Annotated in this window: 20 protein-coding genes; 14 read left to right on the top strand and 6 right to left on the bottom strand. The window is 33.4% G+C overall.

The window, feature by feature from the left end; genetic code table 11:
• Positions 1-58: 58 nt before the first annotated feature.
• Positions 59-2,023, bottom strand: coding sequence for a transglycosylase domain-containing protein (locus tag ASE40_RS03005; RefSeq protein ID WP_057115315.1), 1,965 nt, complete (start codon positions 2,021-2,023; stop codon positions 59-61).
• Between the two features lie 266 nt (positions 2,024-2,289).
• Between ASE40_RS03005 and ASE40_RS03000 the strand changes: the two genes are divergently transcribed.
• Positions 2,290-2,775: a DUF6252 family protein gene (locus tag ASE40_RS03000; protein ID WP_057115314.1), complete on the top strand. Its 486-nt coding sequence runs from the start codon at positions 2,290-2,292 to the stop codon at positions 2,773-2,775.
• An 81-nt stretch (positions 2,776-2,856) separates the two neighbouring features.
• Here the strand turns inward: ASE40_RS03000 and radA are convergent, their stop codons facing one another.
• The 4 genes from radA to panC all read right to left on the bottom strand — a co-directional run bounded on the left by radA (position 2,857) and on the right by panC (position 6,819).
• On the bottom strand, positions 2,857-4,218 hold the full coding sequence (gene radA / locus ASE40_RS02995; RefSeq protein ID WP_057115313.1) for a DNA repair protein RadA: 1,362 nt from the start codon (positions 4,216-4,218) through the stop codon (positions 2,857-2,859).
• On the bottom strand, positions 4,218-5,372 hold the full coding sequence (locus tag ASE40_RS02990; RefSeq protein ID WP_057115312.1) for an alpha/beta hydrolase: 1,155 nt from the start codon (positions 5,370-5,372) through the stop codon (positions 4,218-4,220). Before ASE40_RS02990 ends, radA begins: the two co-directional genes overlap by 1 nt.
• Before the next feature lie 203 nt (positions 5,373-5,575).
• Entirely contained in the window at positions 5,576-5,926 is a 351-nt protein-coding gene (gene panD, locus ASE40_RS02985) for an aspartate 1-decarboxylase (RefSeq protein WP_008465481.1), read from the bottom strand.
• Positions 5,927-5,940: 14 nt separating this feature from the next.
• Positions 5,941-6,819 carry a pantoate--beta-alanine ligase gene (panC, locus tag ASE40_RS02980; protein WP_057115311.1) on the bottom strand — a complete coding sequence of 293 codons (879 nt, stop codon included), beginning with the start codon at positions 6,817-6,819 and terminating at the stop codon, positions 5,941-5,943.
• A gap of 77 nt (positions 6,820-6,896) precedes the next feature.
• On the opposite strand from panC, the gene ASE40_RS02975 reads away from it, so the two are divergent.
• The 13 genes from ASE40_RS02975 (at position 6,897) to ASE40_RS02915 (ending at position 22,631) form a co-directional block, all read left to right on the top strand.
• Positions 6,897-7,703, top strand: a complete 807-nt coding sequence (locus tag ASE40_RS02975) for a glycogen/starch synthase (protein WP_057115310.1) — start codon at positions 6,897-6,899, stop codon at positions 7,701-7,703.
• 21 nt (positions 7,704-7,724) lie between these two features.
• Entirely contained in the window at positions 7,725-9,347 is a 1,623-nt protein-coding gene (locus ASE40_RS02970; protein ID WP_057115309.1) for a DUF4270 domain-containing protein, read from the top strand.
• Positions 9,348-9,356: 9 nt separating this feature from the next.
• On the top strand, positions 9,357-11,207 hold the full coding sequence (glmS, locus tag ASE40_RS02965; RefSeq protein WP_057115308.1) for a glutamine--fructose-6-phosphate transaminase (isomerizing): 1,851 nt from the start codon (positions 9,357-9,359) through the stop codon (positions 11,205-11,207).
• 307 nt (positions 11,208-11,514) lie between these two features.
• Positions 11,515-14,346, top strand: coding sequence for a TonB-dependent receptor domain-containing protein (locus ASE40_RS02960; RefSeq protein ID WP_057115307.1), 2,832 nt, complete (start codon positions 11,515-11,517; stop codon positions 14,344-14,346).
• 85 nt (positions 14,347-14,431) lie between these two features.
• Positions 14,432-15,958, top strand: coding sequence for an SGNH/GDSL hydrolase family protein (locus ASE40_RS02955; RefSeq protein WP_057115306.1), 1,527 nt, complete (start codon positions 14,432-14,434; stop codon positions 15,956-15,958).
• A gap of 237 nt (positions 15,959-16,195) precedes the next feature.
• Entirely contained in the window at positions 16,196-17,707 is a 1,512-nt protein-coding gene (gene atpD / locus ASE40_RS02950; protein ID WP_057115305.1) for a F0F1 ATP synthase subunit beta, read from the top strand.
• An 82-nt stretch (positions 17,708-17,789) separates the two neighbouring features.
• A complete protein-coding gene (locus tag ASE40_RS02945; protein ID WP_057115304.1) occupies positions 17,790-18,071 on the top strand; it encodes a F0F1 ATP synthase subunit epsilon in 282 nt (93 codons plus the stop codon).
• Positions 18,072-18,277: 206 nt separating this feature from the next.
• Positions 18,278-18,526, top strand: a complete 249-nt coding sequence (locus ASE40_RS02940) for a hypothetical protein (RefSeq protein WP_128414923.1) — start codon at positions 18,278-18,280, stop codon at positions 18,524-18,526.
• Positions 18,527-18,727: 201 nt separating this feature from the next.
• Positions 18,728-19,366 (top strand): NAD(P)-dependent oxidoreductase, encoded by a 639-nt coding sequence (locus ASE40_RS02935; protein ID WP_057115302.1) that lies wholly within the window; start codon positions 18,728-18,730, stop codon positions 19,364-19,366.
• Positions 19,367-19,443: 77 nt separating this feature from the next.
• Positions 19,444-20,580, top strand: a complete 1,137-nt coding sequence (locus ASE40_RS02930; RefSeq protein ID WP_057115301.1) for an aminotransferase class I/II-fold pyridoxal phosphate-dependent enzyme — start codon at positions 19,444-19,446, stop codon at positions 20,578-20,580.
• 72 nt (positions 20,581-20,652) lie between these two features.
• Complete coding sequence (locus tag ASE40_RS02925; RefSeq protein ID WP_057115300.1) at positions 20,653-21,516, top strand: TraB/GumN family protein; 864 nt, start codon at positions 20,653-20,655, stop codon at positions 21,514-21,516.
• Between the two features lie 79 nt (positions 21,517-21,595).
• Entirely contained in the window at positions 21,596-22,027 is a 432-nt protein-coding gene (locus ASE40_RS02920) for an RNA polymerase sigma factor (RefSeq protein ID WP_373428955.1), read from the top strand.
• On the top strand, positions 22,017-22,631 hold the full coding sequence (locus tag ASE40_RS02915) for a DUF2975 domain-containing protein (protein ID WP_057115298.1): 615 nt from the start codon (positions 22,017-22,019) through the stop codon (positions 22,629-22,631). The genes ASE40_RS02920 and ASE40_RS02915 overlap by 11 nt, the downstream gene beginning before the upstream one ends.
• Before the next feature lie 46 nt (positions 22,632-22,677).
• On the opposite strand, the gene ASE40_RS22575 is transcribed toward ASE40_RS02915, so the two are convergent.
• A complete protein-coding gene (locus tag ASE40_RS22575; RefSeq protein WP_410503470.1) occupies positions 22,678-22,836 on the bottom strand; it encodes a T9SS sorting signal type C domain-containing protein in 159 nt (52 codons plus the stop codon).
• Between the last annotated feature and the right edge of the window lie 678 nt (positions 22,837-23,514).

Below are 23,514 nucleotides of genomic sequence, written 5' to 3'. Positions count from 1 at the left end.
GCCACAAAGTTCAATAAAAAAACTTTGTGGCTTTGTGCCTTCGTGGCAATTTTTAATCTTATAAATCAAATTCATCATCAGTTGCGAGAGAATCCAATTTCACAGCTGTCGAATCCGGAACTTTGATTTTTATAAATGAGCGAGCATTACCAGATATATAAACTGGCAATTGTCCCAATGTATCTTCTGGAACTAAAAGACCGCGGCGGAACATTAGATTCTTCAAGAATTTTTGGTTTTTAATGGCATAATCTTTCAAATTGCCTTGATCGTTAAATTGATACATGAATTTTCTTGGCTTCGGAATAATAGTTGCCAAATACAAACATTCATCAACATTTAAAGCCGAAGGACTTTTTTGGAAATAAAAATGACTCGCTTCGCCAATTCCGTATACGTTTGGTCCCCATTCGATAATGTTGAAATATACTTCCAGCATTCTTTCTTTGCTTACAATTCGGTTGTTTTCTAAAATGTAAACTAAAAGGATTTCTTCAAGCTTTCGCGAAAGTGTTTTTTCACGAGTCAAAAACACATTCTTTATCAACTGCATGCTGATTGTGCTGGCACCACGCGAGAATTTTTTGGTTCTGATGTTTTTTAGAATAGATTGTTTGAAGGCTTCATTAATGAATCCGCGATGCGAGAAGAATGACGGATCTTCTGTTGTTAAAACACATTTTCTTAAATAAGGAGAAATTTGGTCCAAAGGCGTATAATTCGGATTTGCATTTCCAACCAAAATTGGTCGCTGTAATACATTTTGAATAATCGCGCGGTACACAAATTCGCCGTTTAATTTATTTAAATCGGCTTCACCATATTTGGTAATTCTTAAATCTTCTTTATTCAGTTTGCTGTCAAAAACAAGTGTATTGGGTTTGTTTTGATTGAATTTGAAATCTAATTTATAATCGAAATTCCCAGTTGCCTGCATGCCTTGAAAATGTGTAAATAAACCATCTGGAAGCGAAACGATGAAATCCTGCGCTTTCATTTTCGGAATATCAACTTTTAAAGTGTAAACCGTATCTTTTTCAGTATCATAAGAAATGTACGGACGTACTTTTATTTTATTCAACTGCATGGTCGAAGAGCTGTCAATAGAAATAAAACTGTCTCCCAATAAAAAGCGGTAATCAAAACGGGCATTTTTTATAACCACATCTTTACTGGCAATTTTCGGGTGATTGATTTTAAGATTGGCAATAGAAGTGTAGCCGTCTATATGGAGTTCGCTGCCGCTTTTGTCTATGTTTTGAACATTAAGGCGGATAGAATCGAAACTTGCTTTTAAGTTATAGCGCTGATCGAGATATGGAACACGAATTGCACCAGTGTCTAAATTGAAAAAACGAATATCAGCTTTTTTGTTTCTCGGATCAGCAAAACCTTTAATATTCCAGCGTTGATCAAAGTCTTTCGCTTGAACATGAAGATTAGTTTCTAATTGTTTATTGTTTAAGATTAGTTTGTTTACTGCAATAGAAGTTTGTTTTCCGTTGTCATCGATTTTAAAATTAAAATTTTTCAAATCCATGTCGGTCGGAACCAAATTCAAGAGTTTGGAAATGATTCTGTAAGCAAAAGAACCATATTTGCGCTTTTCGTTTGATTCTGTTTCTTCACGGTCTCTTTTTAAAAAAGCATCAAAATTTCGTTTTTTGCCTTTTTTGACCAATTGAATATAACCGTTATCAACTTTTAAAGTGCCAATTTGAACATCTCCGATTAATAAACTGCTTAAGCTAATGCTGGTTTCAACATTTTTAATTTTGCATAAAGTGTCGGCATTTATAGGTGCCAAAACTACATCGGTCAGTTTTATGGTAGACAATCCATCAAACGAAGCCGATTTTACAGAAAAATTACTATTATACTCAACAGCCATTTTATGGGTAACTTTTGCAATTGCCTGCTTTAAAAGTGAATTTCGGAAATAATACAAGCCGATGCAAAGCAAAATCACTACGACGGCTAGTACTTTTAATGCCTTGTATATTTTTTGTTTTGGAAAATTCATAAAATTAGTTTGCTTCGAAATTATTCAGTTTTCAAATTTAAATTTAAAATTACCAGCTTGGAGAGTTTTTCTTTTAAATTTTAAACAATGTGTCTAAAATGTTGATCTAATTCTGTTTGTACTGTTATACGCAACGCTTTTTTGTAAAGACATCATATGGATTAAGCTTGTTGAAGCTGTTTTATTTTATTAATTGTGGAAAACCGTATTTTTTTATAGTATTTATCCTATATATTTGCGCTGTTAAATAATAAAAAACCAGTCAAATGAAAATTTTAAAAAAAATTATGTTTTTGTCTTTTGCAATTTGTGCATTAGTGTTGTCTTCATGTAGTAGTGATAATTCGTCAGATGATACAGATACTCCAAGCAGTCAAGAAGGATTTATGAAATTTAAGTATAATGAAACTGTTTATACTTTTGCTGAACCTGCCTTGATAAGTTCAGGAAGTATCAATATAATGGGAAGTACAGGAATTGATAATACCTATAAAAAAATCTCTTTATGGACGCCTTTGAATATTACAACAGGAAGTCATCCCATAGTTTTTGATTTATCAAATCTTACTACTACGTACCACGCGTCCTTTAGTTTTATGCCAGAAATAGAGAATGCCGATGCTACATCTGGAACGATAAATATTATTGTTAATGATGATAAGAAAATTGAAGGTACTTTCAGTTTTTCAGGAACTTCAAAAGGAAAAACATTTACTGTTACTGAGGGAAGCTTTAGAATTATAAAATGGTAAGAACTTAAAAAGTTTAAAAAATCCTGCTCATAAGTATTATACTCGAGAGCAGGATTTTTTTATAGTAGATATTCTAAAAAATCAACCAAAAAGAATGCTTGCAACATCTTCAATTTTAGCAACCAGTTCGATTTTAATTCCAGTGTTTTTTAAAGCAATTTTATTGTATTTAGAAACAAAAATAGTATCAAATCCTAGTTTTTCTGCTTCCTGAATGCGCTGGTCCACACGGTTTACAGGACGAATTTCGCCCGAGAGCCCAACTTCTCCAGCAAAACAAAAACCTTTACCAACTGGAATATCTTCGTTGGAAGATAAAATGGCAGCGACAACCGCTAGATCAATTGCAGGATCATCAACAGAAATTCCGCCTGTAACATTTAAGAAAACGTCTTTTGCGCCTAAACGAAATCCAGCTCTTTTTTCTAAAACTGCCAAAATCATATTTAGCCTTTTGGCGTTGTAACCAGTTGTACTTCGCTGTGGAGTTCCGTAAACTGCGGTACTAACCAAAGATTGTATTTCGATCATTAACGGGCGCATACCTTCAAGAGTTGTGGCAATTGCAGTTCCAGATAATTCTTCGTCTTTGTGAGAAATTAAAATTTCAGAAGGATTGCTTACTTCTCTAAGTCCGCTTCCAAGCATTTCGTAAATTCCCAGCTCGGCAGTAGATCCAAAACGGTTTTTTAAGGAACGTAAAATTCGGTACACATGATTTCGGTCGCCTTCAAATTGCAAAACGGTATCAACCATGTGTTCTAAGATTTTCGGACCAGCAATATTTCCGTCTTTTGTAATATGTCCGATTAAAATTACGGGAATATTACTTTCTTTAGCAAACTTGATTAGTTCGGCGGTAGTTTCTCGAATCTGAGAAATGCTTCCTGCAGTCGATTCGATATAATCAGTATGCAAAGTCTGAATAGAGTCAATTATGACAACTTCAGGTTGAATAGTTTCAATTTGTTTGAAAATATTCTGCGTCTTAGTTTCCGTTAAAATATAGCAGTTATCGCTATTTGGCGTTATTCTTTCGGCACGCATTTTTATTTGTTTCTGGCTTTCTTCTCCGGAAACGTATAATGTTTTATAAGGTAATTTTAGCGAAACCTGAAGCAAAAGTGTACTTTTTCCAATGCCAGGTTCTCCACCCAAAAGAGTTAATGAGCCAGGAACAAGTCCACCGCCTAAAACACGATTTAATTCGCTGTCCGTTGTGTCCATTCGGACTTCCTGGGTAGAATCAATTTCGTTTATTTTTAAAGGTCTTGGTGCTTTACCAACTGGAGTTGGTTCACTCTTCCAGGCTACTTTTTCCTGTTTTTGAATAATTTCTTCGGCAATCGTATTCCATTCTTTGCAGGCATTACATTGTCCCTGCCATTTGGAATATTGCGTTCCGCAGTTTTGACAAAAAAAGGAAGTTTTAACTTTTGACATTATTTACTTTTTTTCGCGAGCGTATTCATTTCGTCGATTTTCTCATACATCAAATCTTTGTTCAAATCACCAATCGGCTCCATTTGCGAAGCGTTTTGATATTTTTTCGATGCATGTTTAGGATCGCCTTGTTTTTCATACATTAATCCTAATTCATATTCTCCTAACATGGCTTTAGGATAATTTACATTTCCTATTTCAGCCATTTTTCCTAGCTCGCTGTAAGCGTTATTTTTTAAAATTAAGTTTTCAATAACTTTAAAATCACTCATACGAACCGGAATTTGAACGCCTAAAACTTTAGACATTTCGTTGTATTTGTTCTCTAAATATTCGGCATAACCAGATTGAAGAACGGCAATTTTATTATTGTACTCGGCAGAATTTATAGGTCGGTAAACCTCAAAAATCTGATACAGCGCACTCGGAATAGAATGCAATACTTCTGTGTAATGTGTCGTGCCTTTAAATAATTCGTATTTGTAATTTACTAACGGATTATTTGCAATTTTAATATTACTGTCTAATTTTTCTATTGGTTCTTTTATTTTTTTAATATCGCCGTCGGCAGCAGATAAATAGTAGAATATAGGTTCTTTAATTTTAGCAAATTTTTCTGGAATACGAACTTCCATTTTTGGTGCTAATTCCGGACTAAAACAGATATAAGCATTAAAAATTGGACTTTCTTTATACAAATAAAAATTGGCAAAACTTGCTGTTAAATCATGTCCCGCAATTATTCTAAATGGAGAAGTGCGGTATTTTTTTTCGATATACGGAATCAATTCTGCTCCTATAAATTCGAAAAATTGTGCTCCTTTTTCAAAAGGAAGTCCGTTGTTTTGATCGATTGTTGTGTCGTCAAAACGTTCTCCGTCTTTGTTTTGATGAATTCCGATAATAATCATTTCTGGAATATCATCCCAATAAGAACCATAACTTACTGCTCCAGAAAAAGGATCAAATAAGTAATCCCCATCCAATAAATAAAGAACAGGATATTTTTTGTCTTTGTTTGCTTCGTAAGAAGCAGGAAGTCCAATCGTAATTCTGCGTTCTTCTCCCAGTTTTTCTGATTTAATATTATCGAACGTTTTTTGGGCAAACGACGAAAATGAAATCAAAAGTGTTAGTAGGTAAACTTTTTTCATGATTTGTGGCATTTCAGTGAATTAAAAAAGTATTGAAAATAGTGTAGCAATATACTATTTTATTTGCTTCTTTGTTAAGCAGATTTGAAATTGAAGCACAGCAGTTTAAGACCAAAATCATTTTTGACTGAGGCAAAAGAAGCTTGTTTTGTACAAAATTTGGATTTTGACAAAGAGGGGGAATTCTTAGAAAAAGAAAAAGATTAGGTTAATGAATTGTCATTTTCATTTGGGAAAATAATCCATGGTTTGAAGGTTTTTGCTTCTTCAAAATCTAAAGTTGCATAAGAAATGATAATAATGATATCATCTTTCTGAACTTTTCTTGCTGCAGGACCATTCAAAGTGATTTCACCTGAATTTTTTTCTCCTTTAATAGCGTAAGTTTCAAAACGTTCGCCATTATTAATGTTTACAATAGATACTTTTTCGCCTTCAATAATGTTTGAAGCCTCTAGTAAAGTTTCATCAATAGTAATGCTGCCAATATAATTTAAATCGGCACCCGTTACTTTAACGCGATGAATTTTTGATTTTATAACTTGAATTTGCATGCTGCAAAGTTAGATTAATTTAATGAAATGGTATCAATCAGTCTTATAGAATTAACAAATACCGCTATAAATGCACGATATTTTTTGTCTTTATCTTTCTGATCGATAGGTAAAAGTGTAGATTCGTCAGCAATAACAAAATATTCAAGTTCAAACTCTTTGTTGTCTTTGAAAGAATTTTCTACAAATTCAACAGTTTCTTGTGGAGTATGAGTTTGAAAAATATCTTTTGCCTCAGTCAATGTTTTATAGATTATAGAAGCATCTTTGCGTTCTTGTGCCGTTAAACGTTCGTTACGAGAACTCATTGCAAGCTGGTTTTCTTCTCTAAAAATTGGACAGCCAACAATATTTACAGGTAAATTTGTTTTCTCGACCATTTTTTTAACAATTTGAAGTTGCTGAAAATCTTTTTCTCCAAAATAAGCATTTGTCGGAGTTACAATTTCGAAAAGTCTTTTTACAATTGTTCCAACTCCATTAAAATGTCCTGGCCTGAATTTTCCTTCCATTTGATTTTCCAATCCATCAAAATCAAAAGTTTGAGAAATGGTGTTTCCTTCATAAATATCCTCAACAGAAGGTGCGTATAAAATGATTTTATCACTTAATGTACGCATTTTCCTAATATCCTCTTCTAAAGTTCGCGGGTATTTTTCTAAATCTTCAGGATTGTTAAATTGTGTTGGATTGACAAAAATGCTCACAACTGTGTCGTCGTTTTCTTTTAACGAACGCTGCATTAAGGCCAAATGTCCTTGGTGTAAAGCGCCCATTGTTGGTACAAATCCGATGGTTGAATTTGCGGTTTTGATAGTTTTAATATAAGCTATCAAAGCTGCTTTACTGTAGAAAATATGCATCGAGGTATTATTAAAATTTAGTGCAAACATAATATATTAGTTATAAACTGCATAAATTTTTGTAATTTTGCGACGTTTTTATTACCAAAATTAAGTAAAATACTATTATGAAAGATAAGAGGATATTATATGTATCATCTGAAGTCGTGCCTTATTTGGCTGAAAATGAGGTTTCTTTAATGTCTTATGACGTTCCGAAAATGATTAATGATCAAGGCGGTCAGATAAGAATTTTCATGCCAAGATACGGGAATATCAACGAGAGAAGACATCAACTGCATGAAGTAATTAGACTTTCTGGGATGAATTTGGTAGTGAATGACTTAGATATGCCATTGATTATCAAAGTAGCATCAATTCCAAAAGAAAGAATTCAGGTTTACTTTATTGATAACGATGAATATTTTAAACGTAAAGCAACCTTCGCAGATGAGGAGGGAGTTTTATACCCTGATAATGATGAGAGAGCAATCTTTTTTGCTAAAGGTGTTGTTGAGACAGTTAAAAAATTAAACTGGGTTCCAGATATTATTCACGTTCATGGCTGGCTGGCTGCAATGCTTCCAATCTACATGAAACATTATTACAAACACGAAGCATTGTTTTCTGAAACTAAAATTATAACTTCTGTTTACGGACAGTCTTTTGATGAAAATTTAGATTTGGAGATGATAAATAAAGTTAAATATGACGGTGTTCCTCATGAGGCTGTATCAGATTTAGAAGTTCCAAATTACGAGAATGTTTTAAAAGCTAGTATATTACATTCTGATGGAGTAATAATAGCATCAGAAAATGTTTCTCCAAGTTTAACAAAATTTATAGAATCTTCAGGAAAACCTTTTTTACCTTTCGCCACGAAAGATGCATTTGCTGACGCTTATACAAATTTCTACAGAACGTTTGGACTTTAAATTTTAACTTTATTATAAAACATGTATAATACTTCTTTTATTAAGAAAATTCTTTTAGCTTTAATTGTTGTTTTTTTATATTCTTGCGATAAAGATTTTAATGCAATTGGTGATGGTTTAATTGGAGATGATCATTTTGGTCTTGAACCAGAGAAATATAATGTTTTAGCATTTAATCAAGAAGTAACTCCTATTCAGTCCAATAACTTGGCGATTAATGCTTTAGGAATTTATGATAATCCAGTATTTGGTACTACAACAGCTAACTTTGTTACGCAATTGGCACTTTCTGCTTATGCTCCTACAATTGGTGAAGCCCCAGTTATTGATAGTGTTAAGCTTGCGATTCCTTATTTTAGTCATGTAAAATCAACAGATACAAACGGAAATAATACGTATGTTCTAGATTCTATTTATGGAGATCAAAATGGAAAAATTAAGCTGAGTGTATATGAGTCAAAAATGCAGATGAGAAGCAGCTATTTTAGTGGTGGGTCTCAATTGCCGCAGTTTTATTATACAGATCAAAACACTGATTTTTTTAATCAAAAAGGAGATGTACTTTTAAATGATGCACAAATTAAAGATAAATCTGGTAATTTGTTAGAAAACGACCAATTCTATTTTGATCCAGCCGAAATTAAAACCAAAACGATTGATCCAGATACTAAAAAAGAAACTGTTACTAGATCAGTTCCACAGATGACTTTGCATCTTAATAAAGATTTTTTCCAAGCGAAAATCCTAAATGCTGCAGCATCAAAACTTTCTACTGAAGATCTTTTTCAAGAATATTTTAGAGGATTGTATTTTAATGTAGAAAAATCAGGATCTTTTCCTAGTAATATGGCCTTGATGGATTTTTCTAAAGGTGTAATTACTATTTATTATAAAGCTAAAACAGCTTCAACAACAGATGGTGATGCTACAGAAAGCAAACAAATTCTTTTAAATCTTAAAAGCAGTATAACTGGAGGTATAGTAAATACAGCCAGCTTCCTTCAGGATGTTAGAAAACCTGATTATGAAAGTGCCATAACTACAAATGTTAATAAAACAGATGGAGATGAAAGGCTTTATTTAAAAGGAGGTCAAGGTGCTCTGGCGGTCATTAGTCTTAATGATTTTGGGGCGCAGCTTGAAACAATTAGAGCTAACAAATGGATGGTAAATGAAGCAAATCTAGTTTTCTATATCGATTCTGATAAGATGACTGGAGCAGATGAGCCGAAAAGAGTTTATTTATACGATTTAGATAATAATACAATTATTACGGATTATTCGGATGGGACTTCTGGAGCATTAAACCCGTCAGATCCTAAAACAACTCGATATATTTATGATGGTATGATAAATATTGATGCTACCACTAAAAGAGGTAAAACATATAAAATCAGATTAACCAATCATATACGTAATATTATTAAAGACGCAACTGTGAAAAATGTACGATTAGGTTTAGTAGTAACAGAAGATGTAAGCATTATAGCTTCAAATGTACTAAAACTAAAAAACGAAACAATATCACAAGCACCGAGAGCATCGGTTATGAATCCTCTAGGTACAATCTTATATGGCGGAAAAACTTCTGTTCCGGATGATAAAAGATTGAGACTTGAGGTTTACTACACGAAACCAAATTAATAAATATATATGTGTGGAATTGTTGGATATATCGGCCATAGAGACGCTTATCCTATTGTAATCAAGGGGCTGAAGCGGCTTGAGTACAGAGGGTATGATAGTGCCGGTGTTATGTTATATGACGATGAGTCAGGCATAAAAGTGTGTAAAACAAAAGGTAAAGTGTCAGACCTTGAAGCTAAAGCTAATGAAGGTTTTACAACAAACGGAAATATTGGAATTGGACATACACGCTGGGCAACCCACGGTGTTCCAAATGATGTAAACTCTCATCCGCATCTTTCAAATTCTGGAGATCTTGTAATTATCCATAATGGAATTATAGAAAATTACGCGCCTCTAAAAGAAGAATTGATAAAAAGAGGATATACTTTTAAATCTGATACAGATACTGAGGTTTTAGTTAATTTAATTGAAGAAGTTCAAAAGAAAGAAAACATTAAGTTAGGTAAAGCTGTTCAAATTGCATTGAATCAAGTTGTTGGTGCTTATGCAATTGCTGTTTTTGATAAAAAGAATCCAAACGAGATTGTTGCGGCAAGATTAGGAAGTCCGTTGGCAATTGGAGTTGGAGAAGGCGAATATTTTATTGCTTCTGATGCATCACCATTTATTGAATATACTTCTAATGCAGTGTATTTGGAAGATGGAGAGATGGCAAATATAAGACTGCACAAGCCAATCAAAATTAGAAAAATTAAAGATGACTCTTTGGTAGACCCTTATATTCAAGAGCTTCAAATGAATTTGGAGCAAATTGAAAAAGGAGGTTATGACCATTTCATGCTAAAAGAGATTTACGAACAGCCAAGTGTTATTAAAGATACTTATAGAGGTAGACTTAATGCGAATCAAGGAATTGTTCAAATGGCAGGTGTTGAAGATAATATTGAAAAATTCTTAAACGCTAAGCGAATTCTAATTGTAGCTTGTGGAACTTCTTGGCATGCAGGTTTAGTTGCAGAATATATTTTTGAAGAGTTTACTCGTATTCCTGTTGAAGTAGAATATGCTTCTGAGTTTAGATACAGAAATCCGATTATCAATAAAGATGATGTTGTTATTGCTATCTCGCAATCTGGTGAGACTGCAGATACTATGGCGGCTATCAAATTGGCTAAAGAAAACGGAGCGTTTGTATTTGGTGTTTGTAACGTTGTTGGATCTTCTATTTCAAGAGAAAGTCATGCAGGTGCTTATACACACGCAGGACCAGAGATCGGAGTTGCTTCAACAAAGGCATTTACTACTCAGATCACAGTTTTAACGATGATCGCTTTAAGATTAGGAAAAGCTAAAGGAACTTTGTCAAATACAGATTTCCATACTTATCTTCAAGAATTAGAAATTATTCCTGAAAAAGTAGCTGAAGCATTAGAAACCAATGATAAAGCAAAAGAAATTGCTGCTGCCTTTAAAGATTCGCCAAACTGTCTTTATTTAGGTAGAGGATATAATTTTCCAGTTGCTTTAGAGGGTGCTTTAAAGTTAAAAGAAATTTCATATATCCACGCTGAAGGTTATCCAGCTGCCGAAATGAAACACGGTCCAATTGCTTTAATTGATGAATTTATGCCAGTAATTGTTATTGCGCCTAAACAAGGACATTACGACAAGATTGTAAGTAACATTCAGGAAATTAAATCAAGAAGCGGGAAAATCATTGCGGTTGTTACCAAAGGTGATACTCAAGTTCGTGAATTAGCAGATTATGTAATCGAAATTCCAGAAACTTCAGACGCATTGTCTCCATTAGTTACTACAATTCCATTGCAATTGCTTTCTTATTACATTGCTGTAATGAGAGGTTGTAATGTGGATCAGCCTCGTAACCTAGCGAAGTCAGTTACAGTAGAATAACTTCTATTTAAAATATAAATATGTTAAAAAAGCGAGATTTATGTCTCGCTTTTTTTTATTGTCGAATTTTTTTTTCAACACCTGTATTTTTATGAATTTTTCATTTTTTTAATCAAAAATTGTATGTATGCATAGTAAGTAAGATTTTCTTGTGGTCTTCTTTGATTTTATTTTAATAAAACTCATTGATAAATAGTTAAAATATTGATTAAAATAGTGCTAAATATTAATTTTATTTAACGTTTTTTTATACATATGAAAATATTTATGTATTTTGGCTATATATACTAACGAAAAAACTAACCCAATGAGAGTCTACTTGCTAATTATGTTGTTATTCAGCGGAATATCCTTTGCGCAGAATACAATAACAGGTTCGGTTACCGATGGTAACAAACAATCTATTCCAGGTGCTAATGTTATTGTTGTCGGTGAAAATAGTGGTGCGTCTACTGATTTCGACGGATCATTTAAATTGACAACCAATTCTAAACTTCCTTTTTCTGTAAAAGTTTCTGCAGTAGGATTTGTGTCAAAAACGATTAATGTAACCACGGCTAATCAAAAGTTGAATGTAATTCTAATTGATGAAGAAACTAAATTAGATGAAATTGTAGTTTCAGCATCCAGAACACCAGAAAGAGTTTTGGAATCTCCTGTGACAATTGAAAGAATGGGAATTCAGGAAATAAAAAGGACGGCTTCTCCAACTTTTTATGATGGTCTAGAAAATATGAAAGAGGTACAGATGAATACCAGTAGTATGTCTTTCAAGTCAATCAATACAAGGGGATTTGCGACTGTTGCAAATACTCGTTTTATGCAGTTGGTAGATGGTATGGATAACTCTTCTCCATTGCTGAATTTTGTTTTAGGAAACATGATTGGGGTTTCGGAAATTGATGTTCAGAGTGTGGAACTTCTGCCAGGTGCTTCATCTGCATTATATGGAGCAAATGCTTTTAATGGAATTTTATTCATGACCAGTAAAAGTCCATTTACAAATCAAGGTGTTTCAGCTTATTTTAAATATGGAGTAACTTCTCAAGAAGCTGCGGGCACAAATAGTTATTATGATTTTGGTATTCGATTTGCTCGCGCTTTTAATAAATACTTTGCTGCTAAAGCGAATTTTACCTACATGGAAGCTACAGATTGGTATGCTACAAATTATAATGACAAGACAAGGACGGGCATTGATAGAACGAATCCTAGTTATGATGGAATCAATGTTTATGGTGATGAGGCAGCGACGAATATTAAAGGCGTTGGTCAGAAGTTAGAGGCAATGGGGTTAATTCCGGCTGGTGCATCTAATCTTTTACCGAATTCTATGGTTAGTAGAACAGGTTATAATGAAATTGATTTAACGGATAATAAGGCGTCGAATATTAAGATTGATTTTTCTTTGCATGCACGACCTTTTGGAGATGAAAAGTTGGAAATTATCTGGCAGAGTAAAATTGGTACAGGGAATGCTGTTTATCAAGGAGCTAACAGGTATTATCTGAATGATTTTTTTATGTACCAGAATAAATTAGAATTTAAAGGGAAAAACTTTTTTGTAAGAGGGTACATGACTGGGGAAGATGGAGGTCATTCTTATGATATGGTTTTTACGGGTATCAATGTTAATAGAAAATGGAAAGATGATAATACTTGGTTTGGTCAATATGCAGGCGCATATATACAAGGTACATTGGCAGGTATGACGCCTGAGCAGGCACATGCGGCAGGAAGAACTACTGCAGATACTGGTCGTTTCTTGCCAGGAACAGCAGAATTCAAAAATGCTTTTAATCAAGTTACAAATGAGGAAGATGTTCTTTCTGGTTCAAAATTGGTTGATAACTCAAAAATTTACCATTCTGATGCAAACTATAATTTTAGAGATCTAATAAAATTTGCGGAGATTCAAGTTGGAGGTTCTTTTAGGGCTTATGAACTGAATTCTCATGGAAGAATTTATACGGACGCAAATGGTCCGATTAATTACAATGAGTATGGAGCTTATGCTCAATTGATGAAAAAATTCATGGATGACAGATTGAAGTTTACAGGATCTCTTCGTTATGATAAATCTAAAAACTTTGATGGAAACTTTTCACCGCGTTTATCTTTAGTGTATTCAGGAGGAGAGAAGAGAAATCATAATTTTAGAGGATCTTTCCAAACAGGTTTTAGAAATCCTTCTACTCAAGATCAATATATTGGATTTAATATTGGAAGTGCTGTGTTGATTGGTTCTGCGCCGGATAACTTGACAAGATTTAGTGAAACATTTCCGTTAAGTACTGAAGGTCAATCTTACAGCAACGGAAGTGCTACTAAAAATATGACTGGTGTTGATGCTTATAATAATTCTTATTTAGCAAGTTCTGTAAATGCGTTTTCAGCTATGGCAGGAAGTAATCCAATTGCTGCAGCAGCTTTATTGAAGAAATCCAGAGCGAACTTGGTAAAACCTGAAGAAGTAAAAGCTTTTGAAATTGGATATCGCTCTATTTTTGAAGGTACGTCAATAGATCTTAACGGTTACTATAATATTTATAATAATTTCATTGGTACTTTAAATGTAATTTCTCCTTACTACGGAACAGCACAGGATAATCCAAATCTTGCGGCAGGAACTACAGATGCAGGAGTGCAGTCTGTAAGAGCTATTCAAAATGGAGAATATAGAGTGTATCAATTGTATACCAATTCAGATGTAGAAATACATTCATTAGGATTTGGGGTTGGACTTTCTAGAAAAATAATTTCTGATTTCGAATTAGGGGTAAATTATAACTATGCTCAATTCGATTTTGATCAAGAAAAAGATCCAAGTTTTGAAGCTGGATTTAATACTCCAAAACATAGAGTTAAAATGTCACTTGGAAATGATAAACTGTTCAAGAATTTTGGCTTCAGTGTTAGTGGAAGATGGAACAGTGAATATCTGTGGCAGGCAGGTTTTGCTGATGGTGTGATCAAATCTGCAACTGTAATCGATGCGCAGATAAATTATGGAATTCCAAAATTGAAATCAGTTGTAAAATTAGGAGCGGCTAACATTGGTGGTAAAGAATATTATCAAGTTATTGGAGCGGGATTAATTGGACAGCAGTATTTTGCTTCTTGGACTATCAATCCATAATTGATTTATTAACTCAGTGTAAAATTCATTATATATGTTTCTGAATTTATGATTTGGAAATGAATAAATTTAAAATATAGAAATTATGATAAAAAATTTCAAATGGCTTTTATTGGTTTCGTTAACCTTTATGGCTTGTAATAGTGATGATGATGTGGTTGTTCCTGTGGAATCGTCTGATGGGAAGCCTTTGACAGCTGGAAGTGCAGATTTTTCTAAATATGTGGCATTAGGAGATTCTTTTGCGGCAGGTTTTAGTGATAATGCCTTATTTATTAAGGGACAAGAAGGTGCTTATCCAAACATTTTGGCACAGCAATTTGCTTTAGTTGGAGGAGGAGAGTTTAAAACGCCTTTTTCAAATGATAATATTGGGGGGTTGTTATTAGGAGGGAATGTTATTTTTGGGCCTCGTTTATATTTTAAGAGTGCACCAGTTCCAGTTGAGGGAACACCAACGACAGAAGTTACAGCGCATTTGTCTGGGACTTTTGGTAATTTAGGAGTTCCTGGAGCTAAAAGTTTCCATTTGTTAGCGCCTGGTTATGGTAATCCAGCGGGAGTTGTTGCAGGAACAGCAAATCCTTATTTTGCTCGTTTTGCTTCAAGTACAACAACTACAGTTCTGGCCGATGCTTTAAGTCAAAATCCTACTTTTTTCTCTTTGTGGATAGGGGGTAATGATGAGTTGGGCTACGCAACTGCTGGTGGTGATCCGACAGTAAATCCGTTAACGCCGCCGGCTACTTTTGCGGCAGCATATAACGCCTTGGTTACACAGCTTGTTTCTGGTGGAAGAAAAGGAGTTGTGGCTAATTTACCTGTAATTACTACTCTTCCTCATTTTCATGTGATTGCCTACAATCAGTTAACTCAAGCGAATTTAAGTGCTGGAGGAGTGAGTTTGGTTGGTACTTTAAATGCTCAATTATATGGTCCGTTGCATAATGCATTAGCATTTTTAGGTCAGGGAAGCAGAATTAATCTTTTGTCTGCAACAGGAAATAATCCATTATTAATTGTAGACGAGACCCTGCCTGATCTTTCAGCAAATTTAAAAGCAGTATTAATGGGAGGTGGATTAGATGCTACAACTGCTACAGTAATGGGACAGATTTTTGGAAGAGCTAGACAAGCACTGCCTACTGATTTAATTGTTTTGGGCGCTTCATCTAGAATAGGTAAAGTTCCAACAGTTGCCGCTGATGGAATTGCTTCGCCTTCGCCTTCTTTGTCACAATTAGGAGTGACCTTTCCGTTGCCAGACAGATATGTTTTACTGCCTTCTGAAGTTGCTGAAATTGAAACGGCTACGAATGCTTATAATTTAACGATTAAAGCTGCAGCAGATGCGAATGGATTGGCAATTGTTGATGCTAAATCAATTATGGATGATCTAAATAAACCAAACGGAATTACAATGAACAACTTTACATTAAAAGCTACATTTGTTACTGGTGGAATGTTCTCTCTAGATGGAGTTCATCCTTCTCCAAGAGGATATGCTTTTATTGCAAATAAATTTATTGAGGTAATAAATGCTAAATATGGTTCAAATCTAAAAGGGGTGGATATTGGTAACTACCAAGTTTTATTTCCAGCTACATTATAATTGAAAACTATTTTTAACTTCAAAAAACCGCTCATTTTTAGGATGCAGCGGTTTTTTTTCTTTTATTAAAAAAATGCCGATTTTGTGATTTTATAGGTGGGTTTTATGAATCAAACAAAATCATGGTATTTTTTATGAAAAAAAAATTGATTTTATATTTTAAAAAATTATCTTTGCGCTCTGAAAAAAGAGGTATTTTCGATAAACCTAAATAGCTATTTAATAAATACATAAGTAATGTCAAAAGTAATAGGAAAAGTTGCTCAAATCATTGGACCAGTAGTAGACGTAGTTTTCAACGGTAAAGATGTTGAACTTCCAAAAATTTATGATTCACTAGAAATCACTAAAAAAGATGGAACTATTTTAGTTCTAGAAGTACAATCTCATATTGGCGAAAACACTGTTCGTACCATTTCTATGGATTCAACAGATGGTTTAAGCAGAGGATATGAAGTAGTTGGAACTGGAAATCCAATCCAAATGCCAATCGGTCCAGACGTATATGGAAGATTATTTAATGTTGTTGGAGATGCCATTGACGGTTTAGGTGATTTGCCAAAAACTGGAGAAAATGGTCTGCCAATTCACAGACAAGCTCCTAAATTCGAAGATTTATCAACTTCATCTGAAGTTTTATTCACAGGTATCAAAGTAATCGATTTGATCGAGCCTTACGCAAAAGGAGGTAAAATTGGATTGTTTGGTGGTGCTGGTGTTGGTAAAACAGTATTAATTCAGGAGTTGATCAACAATATTGCAAAAGGTCACGGTGGACTTTCAGTATTCGCTGGGGTAGGTGAAAGAACACGTGAAGGGAATGACTTACTTCGTGAGATGTTAGAGTCAGGAATTATTAAATACGGTGATGATTTCATGCACTCTATGGAAAATGGAGGATGGGATTTATCTAAAGTAGATATGCCAGGAATGAGAGAGTCTAAAGCTACTTTCGTTTTCGGACAAATGAATGAGCCACCTGGAGCTCGTGCACGTGTGGCACTTTCAGGATTATCTATCGCTGAGTATTTCCGTGATGGAGCTGGATCTGATCAAGGTAAAGATGTATTATTCTTCGTTGATAATATCTTCCGTTTTACACAAGCAGGTTCTGAGGTATCGGCACTTTTAGGTCGTATGCCATCTGCGGTAGGTTACCAACCAACTTTAGCAACAGAGATGGGTGCTATGCAAGAGCGTATTACATCTACAAACAAAGGATCTATTACATCTGTACAAGCGGTTTACGTTCCTGCGGATGACTTAACTGACCCGGCGCCAGCAACAACGTTTGCTCACTTAGATGCTACAACTGTATTGTCTCGTAAAATTGCTGAGTTAGGTATCTATCCTGCGGTTGACCCGTTAGATTCTACTTCAAGAATTTTAACTCCACATATCTTAGGAGATGAGCACTACAACTGTGCACAAAGAGTAAAAGAGATTCTTCAAAAATACAAACAATTACAAGATATCATCGCGATTCTTGGTATGGAGGAGTTATCTGAAGAAGATAAACTTTCAGTATCAAGAGCACGTCGTGTACAACGTTTCTTGTCTCAACCTTTCCACGTTGCGGAGCAATTTACAGGTATCCCAGGTGTATTAGTTGATATTAAAGATACTATCAAAGGTTTCAACATGATTATCGATGGTGAGTTAGATCACCTTCCAGAAGCTGCTTTCAACTTGAAAGGTTCTATTCAAGATGCAATCGAAGCTGGAGAAAAAATGTTAGCTGAAGCATAAAAATAAAGTTAAAAGTTAAAAGTTAGAGGTTATACGTTTCGTAACTTTTAACTTTTAACAAATAACTTCTAACTTAAAAAATATGATTTTAGAAATAGTATCACCAGAAGCGAAATTATTTTCAGGAGAGGTAACTTCGGTTACTTTGCCAGGAGTTGATGGAAGCTTTCAGATTTTAAATCATCACGCACCAATTGTTTCTATCTTAGAAGAAGGAACAATTAAAATTGCAGCTCCTAGCTTTAATTTTTCTAAGGAAGCCGTTGATAAATTCAAGAGAGTAAATGACCAAACTTATACTTTAGAGATTAAGTCAGGAACAATCGAGATGAAAAATAATAAAATTATTGTTTTAGTTGACTAAAACAAATTTTAAAATAAGTAGAAAACCAGACAGTATTTGTCTGGTTTTTTTATTTGTGTATAAACGTAATTGAAGTAGCTGTTTGTTTTATTTGTAATAAAAATAATATATTTTAAAAAATAAGTAAGAAAATTACTTAATACAATATATATTTGTAGCTCTATTAACAAATTAAACCACTTATTATGAAAAGATTTTCTGTAGTAATGCTAGTACTAGCATTAGGATTTGGGACAATGTCCCTAACTTCGAGTTCTAATTGTATCAATGAGATTTCAGCTGAAGCAGCAAATGTTGTAGTTGGTCCAACATATACAGCCCCTTGGCTTGGTGTCTGTTGCGAATCGCCACTTACTGCGGTTGAACGTGATATTGCAAAACGTGGCTATCCTGCTACTACTCAATACTTAATTAACAGCACAACAAGTAATACGGTAACTTACACAATTAATTAAATTCTTTAAAAAATTATAGTTTTCGTAAATGTATTTTATGGCCAGATTTAATATCTGGCTTTTTTTATTTTCGTACTTTTGAAATATTAAAATCTCTTTATAAAATATTTGATCATTTGTAAAAGTTCGGTAAGCTTTTATGTTTTGTTTCATCAACGATGAAGCACAATCTTTTATTATCAAATTTTATAAAGAATACTTATGAAAAATATATCAAAAGTTGCCGTTCTTGGAGGCGGAGGAAGAACTGGAAATTATCTTGTGAACCAGTTATTAAAAAAGGGATTCAGCGTAAAACTTTTGCTGAGAAATCCAGAAAGTTTTGAAATTGTAAATCCCGATATTGAAATTGTCAAAGGTGACTCATTAGATCTTGAAGCGATTAAATCAGTAATGCATGATTGTCAGGCAGTACTTAATACAATTAGTCAGAGAAAGGATGAACCTCTTGTGGCATATGGAACCACCAAGAATGTCTTAAATGCCATGAAAGAATATAATATAGATCGTTATGTTCTTTTAGCTGGTCTTAATATCGATACACCATTCGATAAAAAAAGTCCAAAAACTATTATGGCAACCGACTGGATGAAAACTAATTTTCCGTCAATTCAGATCGATAGACAAAATACCTATAATCTTTTGACTGAAAGTGATGTAAACTGGACGCAAGTTCGAGTTCCTTTTATTGAATTTAAAAATGAAACTAATGCAATAGATGTAAATCTCGAAGATTGTTTAGGAGATAAAATTACTGCATTAGATATTTCGGATTTTATGATTAATGAAATGGTTGAATCACAATATAGCAGGAATTCACCTTTCATTAGTGCTAAATAATTAGTAAATTTAAAACAACGGACTTAATACAAGTCCGTTGTTTGTTTACTGTAATTTCAATTTTATACTTTTGTTTTATGAAACTACCTGAAAATCTTGGCGAGAAAATAGAAAATTGTAGGGAGGATAATTCCCTTAAAAAATTGCCTGTATTTAATAACGTAGTTGATTTTTCTTCCAATGATTATATTGGTTTTTCAAAATCTGAAATAATTTTTAGAAATGTCCACGCTTATTTGTTAGAAAATGAAATTTTTCAAAATGGGGCAACTGGCTCTAGATTGGTTTCTGGGAATCATTCACTTTATCACATTGCAGAAAACTTTATAGCGCAGTTTCATGATGCAGAAGCTGCTTTAATTTTTAATTCGGGTTACGATGCCAATATTGCTTTTTTTAGCGCTGTACCCCAAGAAAATGATGTTGTTTTGTATGATGAGCTATGTCATACTTCAATAAAAGACGGAATTTCGATTTCTAGTGCCAAATCTTTTAAATTTAATCACAATGACTTTGAAGATTTAGAACGTTTAATTCTAGAATTTCCAAATCAATTGGTTTATATCGTCACAGAAAGTGTTTTTTCAATAGACGGCGACAGCCCAAATCTAGAAGAATTAATTGCGCTTTCAGAAAAACACAATTGCTATGTAATTGTTGATGAATCCAACACATTAGGTGTTTTTGGCGAAAGAGGAGAAGGTCTTAGTCAGTATCTTCAATTGCATGATAAAATTTTTGCACGAATCATGACTTTTGGAAAAGGTTTAGGATGTTATGGTGCGGGGATTCTTGGTTCCGTTGAACTGAAAGAATATCTCATAAATTTTGCAAAAAACTTTATTTACTCAACGGGTTTGTCTCCTCATTCAGTTGCAACTATTTTGATAGCTTATCAACATTTGGAAATTGAAAAAGAGGCTATTGAAAAACTTCGCCAAAACATTATATATTTTAATCAGTATAAAAATTTATTAGGCTTAAAGCCAATGTTTGTTCGTAGCAAATCTGCTATACATTGTGCTATTGTTCCTGGAAATGAAAATGCCAAAAAGCTGGAGCAGGAACTTCAAGATAAAGGATTTGATGTGCAGTCAATTCTGTCGCCAATTGTACCACAAGGTCAGGAACGTCTTCGTTTTTGTATTCATAATTACAATTCACAAGAACAAATTAATCAAGCTTTAGAGTTACTAAGAGATTTTATTTTCTGAAAATTTTAAAATTTCTTGTAACGTTTTAATGATTCGATTACTTACCAGTCGTAATCAAATAAACCCATAAACATGAAAACAATATTTCGATTTGCAGGAATACTATTTATATTCTTTTTTTCTTCAACTATTTCAGCACAGGAAAAATCACGTAAACTAGAAAATTCACTTTTGTGGGAAGTTTCAGGAAAAGGACTTGAAAAGCCGTCTTATTTGTATGGAACGATCCATATGATTTGTTCAAAGGATTATTTTTTATCTGAAAAAGCAAAAAAAGCATTTGACGCCTCAAATAAATTATATTTAGAAATCAATTTTACAGATCCCAATGAAATGAGCCAAATGCAGCAGTTGGCAATGGGAAAAGAACCACTAAGTAAAAAATTAAGTCCAGAACAATTGGCAAAACTAGATTTAATTTTAAAAAAGAGCACAGGAATGAGTGTGCAGCAAGTAGATAGTTTCAGTCTTTTAACAGTCTTAAGTTTGATTAGTATGAAAAGTTTTGGTTGCACAGATCTTAAGTTTTATGAAATGGAGTTTTCTGATGCCGCTAAAAAAAGAAATGTCTCAATTTCTGGTCTTGAAACCGTAAAGGCTCAATTTGAAATTTTGGAAAATGCTTATTCAAATGATGAAATTTTAAAGATTTTAGAAGAATCAACTTCTGAGGAATCAGAGCAATTAGTTACTGCATACAAAAATGAAAACATTGATAGCATGTATGCTTTAACAACTGATGAAAAATTTACAAGTGAAAAAACAAAGAAGCAGATTCTTGACAATAGAAATTTGAACTGGGTAAAAGCAATGCCAGAGTTAATGAAACAAAATAGAGTTTTCTTCGCTGTTGGCGCTGGGCATTTGGGAGGTGAATTTGGAGTTATTAATTTATTGAGAAAAGAAGGATATACTGTAAAACCGATAATGAACTAAATCTGTTTTGAAAGAGAAAGAACAAGAATTTTTGAATCGGATACAAAGCCATAAAGGAATTTTATATAAAGTTTCTAAAATGTATATGGATAATTCTGATGATCAGCAGGATTTGTTTCAGGAAATCGTCTGCCAGCTTTGGAAATCATATGATTCTTTTCGAAATGAAAGTCAGTTTTCGACTTGGATGTATAGAGTAGCAGTAAATACAGCAATTGTATTTTTAAAGAAAGAAAAGCGAAAGATAGATAAATATGAAATCGATTCGGATAATATTAAAGAAGACGAAAATGATTCTCATATAAAAGAAAGTCAGCTGGATCATTTTTATAAAGCGGTACAAAAGCTGGATAAAATTGATAAAGCCATAATCTTCTATCAATTAGAAGGCTTCTCTCATAAAGAAATTGGTCAGAATCTCGGAATTTCTGAAGGAAATGCCAGAGTAAAATTGAACAGAGCCAAAGAAAAATTAAAAGAAATTATTAAAAATCAGGGATATGGATTTTAACGATATACAAAATGCATGGAATAATGAAAAACCCGAAAATATTATTCTGCCAGAAAATTTAGAGAAGATTCAATCTGCGAATACTCCATTAGATAAAATTAAAAAAAATCTAAAAAATGAATTCATTTATCAAATCCTGTCTATTGTTTTGATAGGTACAGTTCCTTTTATATGTGATTTTCCACCCAAGATGACTTTTCTGTATTATTTGCTGTACAGTCTTTTTGTAGCAGTCTGTGTTTATTATTTGACGAAGCTTTACTTTTTTTATAAGCGGTTGAATAATATAACTCTAAGAACAAAAGACAGTTTGTATGAAACCTATTTTGATATTAGGCTAAATATGGAATTGTATAAAACTTTTGGATTTGCTTTGACTCCGTTTTTGGTTTTATATTTTTTAGGCTTTTATTATTATGCGTTTACCAAAATACCAGGGTTTGTTGATCATGAATTTTCTAGCGGCCAACTCATCGGATTCTTTCTAGTGGTTGTTTTTACGATGCTCTTTATGGGAATTTCTCTAGAATGGTGGGTTCATAAATTTTATGGAAAGTTTGCCAAAGAAATAAAGAAGGTGATTGATGAATTGAAAGAGGAATAAAAAACAAGAAACCCATCATAATTTGATGGGTTTCTTGTTTTAGGAATTAATCCATTATTATTTTTTTTGATGTGCTATGACCATTCTGTAGATTAATCTTTAGCAGTAAAACTTGATTTCCTGTCTGCAAATTCGAAATTTGAAATTCTGTACTATTAATTTTTTTCTTATTGAATATTTCCTGACCCAGTATATTATAAATAATAACATCATTGATAGTTTCTTTTGAAGAAGAAATTCTAACTATTTTATTTTTAACTGAGACTAAAATTCCATCTGAAATATTTTCAAAGTCATCTGTTCCTAAAGTTTTAGAAGTATAACGAAGGACAAAACGANATTTTCTTTGCGAAGATCTGTTATTTTTCCTGTTGTTTTATCTTCTAAATAAACAGCCTGGGTATCAAAGAATCCGTCTGCATGGTCAATTGCAATGGTAAAATCACCTTCAATTGTAGATTTATATCCTACCGGCACTAGGTCGCTGCTGTCAAACGGCAGCCCGCGTCCCTGAATTGACAATTTACTGGTTCCATTAACGGTATAAAAATCTATAAAACTGTTGCCTGAGATTGTTGCCGCATCAAAGTTGTAATCAACGTTGTTTGTCGCTCCCTCAATATATCCAAGCAGTGCCTGTTTATAAGCTCCCTGTGTATTTGTTAAAGTGAGCCATAAACGATTCTTTTCTCTTGTGTTTGTTTTGGCAGTTTTATAGAACTGTGTATTATTCCCTCCTACACGCAGATTGTTGTTGAAATTTACCGTCGATGTGGTTGGTTTTGCAATGAATGCCTGTCCCGCTGCGATATAACCTTTAAATGGTCCGCCGACCTGAGGCCCTTCAACCTGTCCAGTTCCGTTAATTACGGCAAAATCATCA

Source organism: Flavobacterium sp. Root935, assembly GCF_001429295.1.
Classification (GTDB): domain Bacteria; phylum Bacteroidota; class Bacteroidia; order Flavobacteriales; family Flavobacteriaceae; genus Flavobacterium.
Note: the sequence above shows the minus strand (reverse complement) of the source record. Positions and strands in the feature narration are given on the sequence as shown.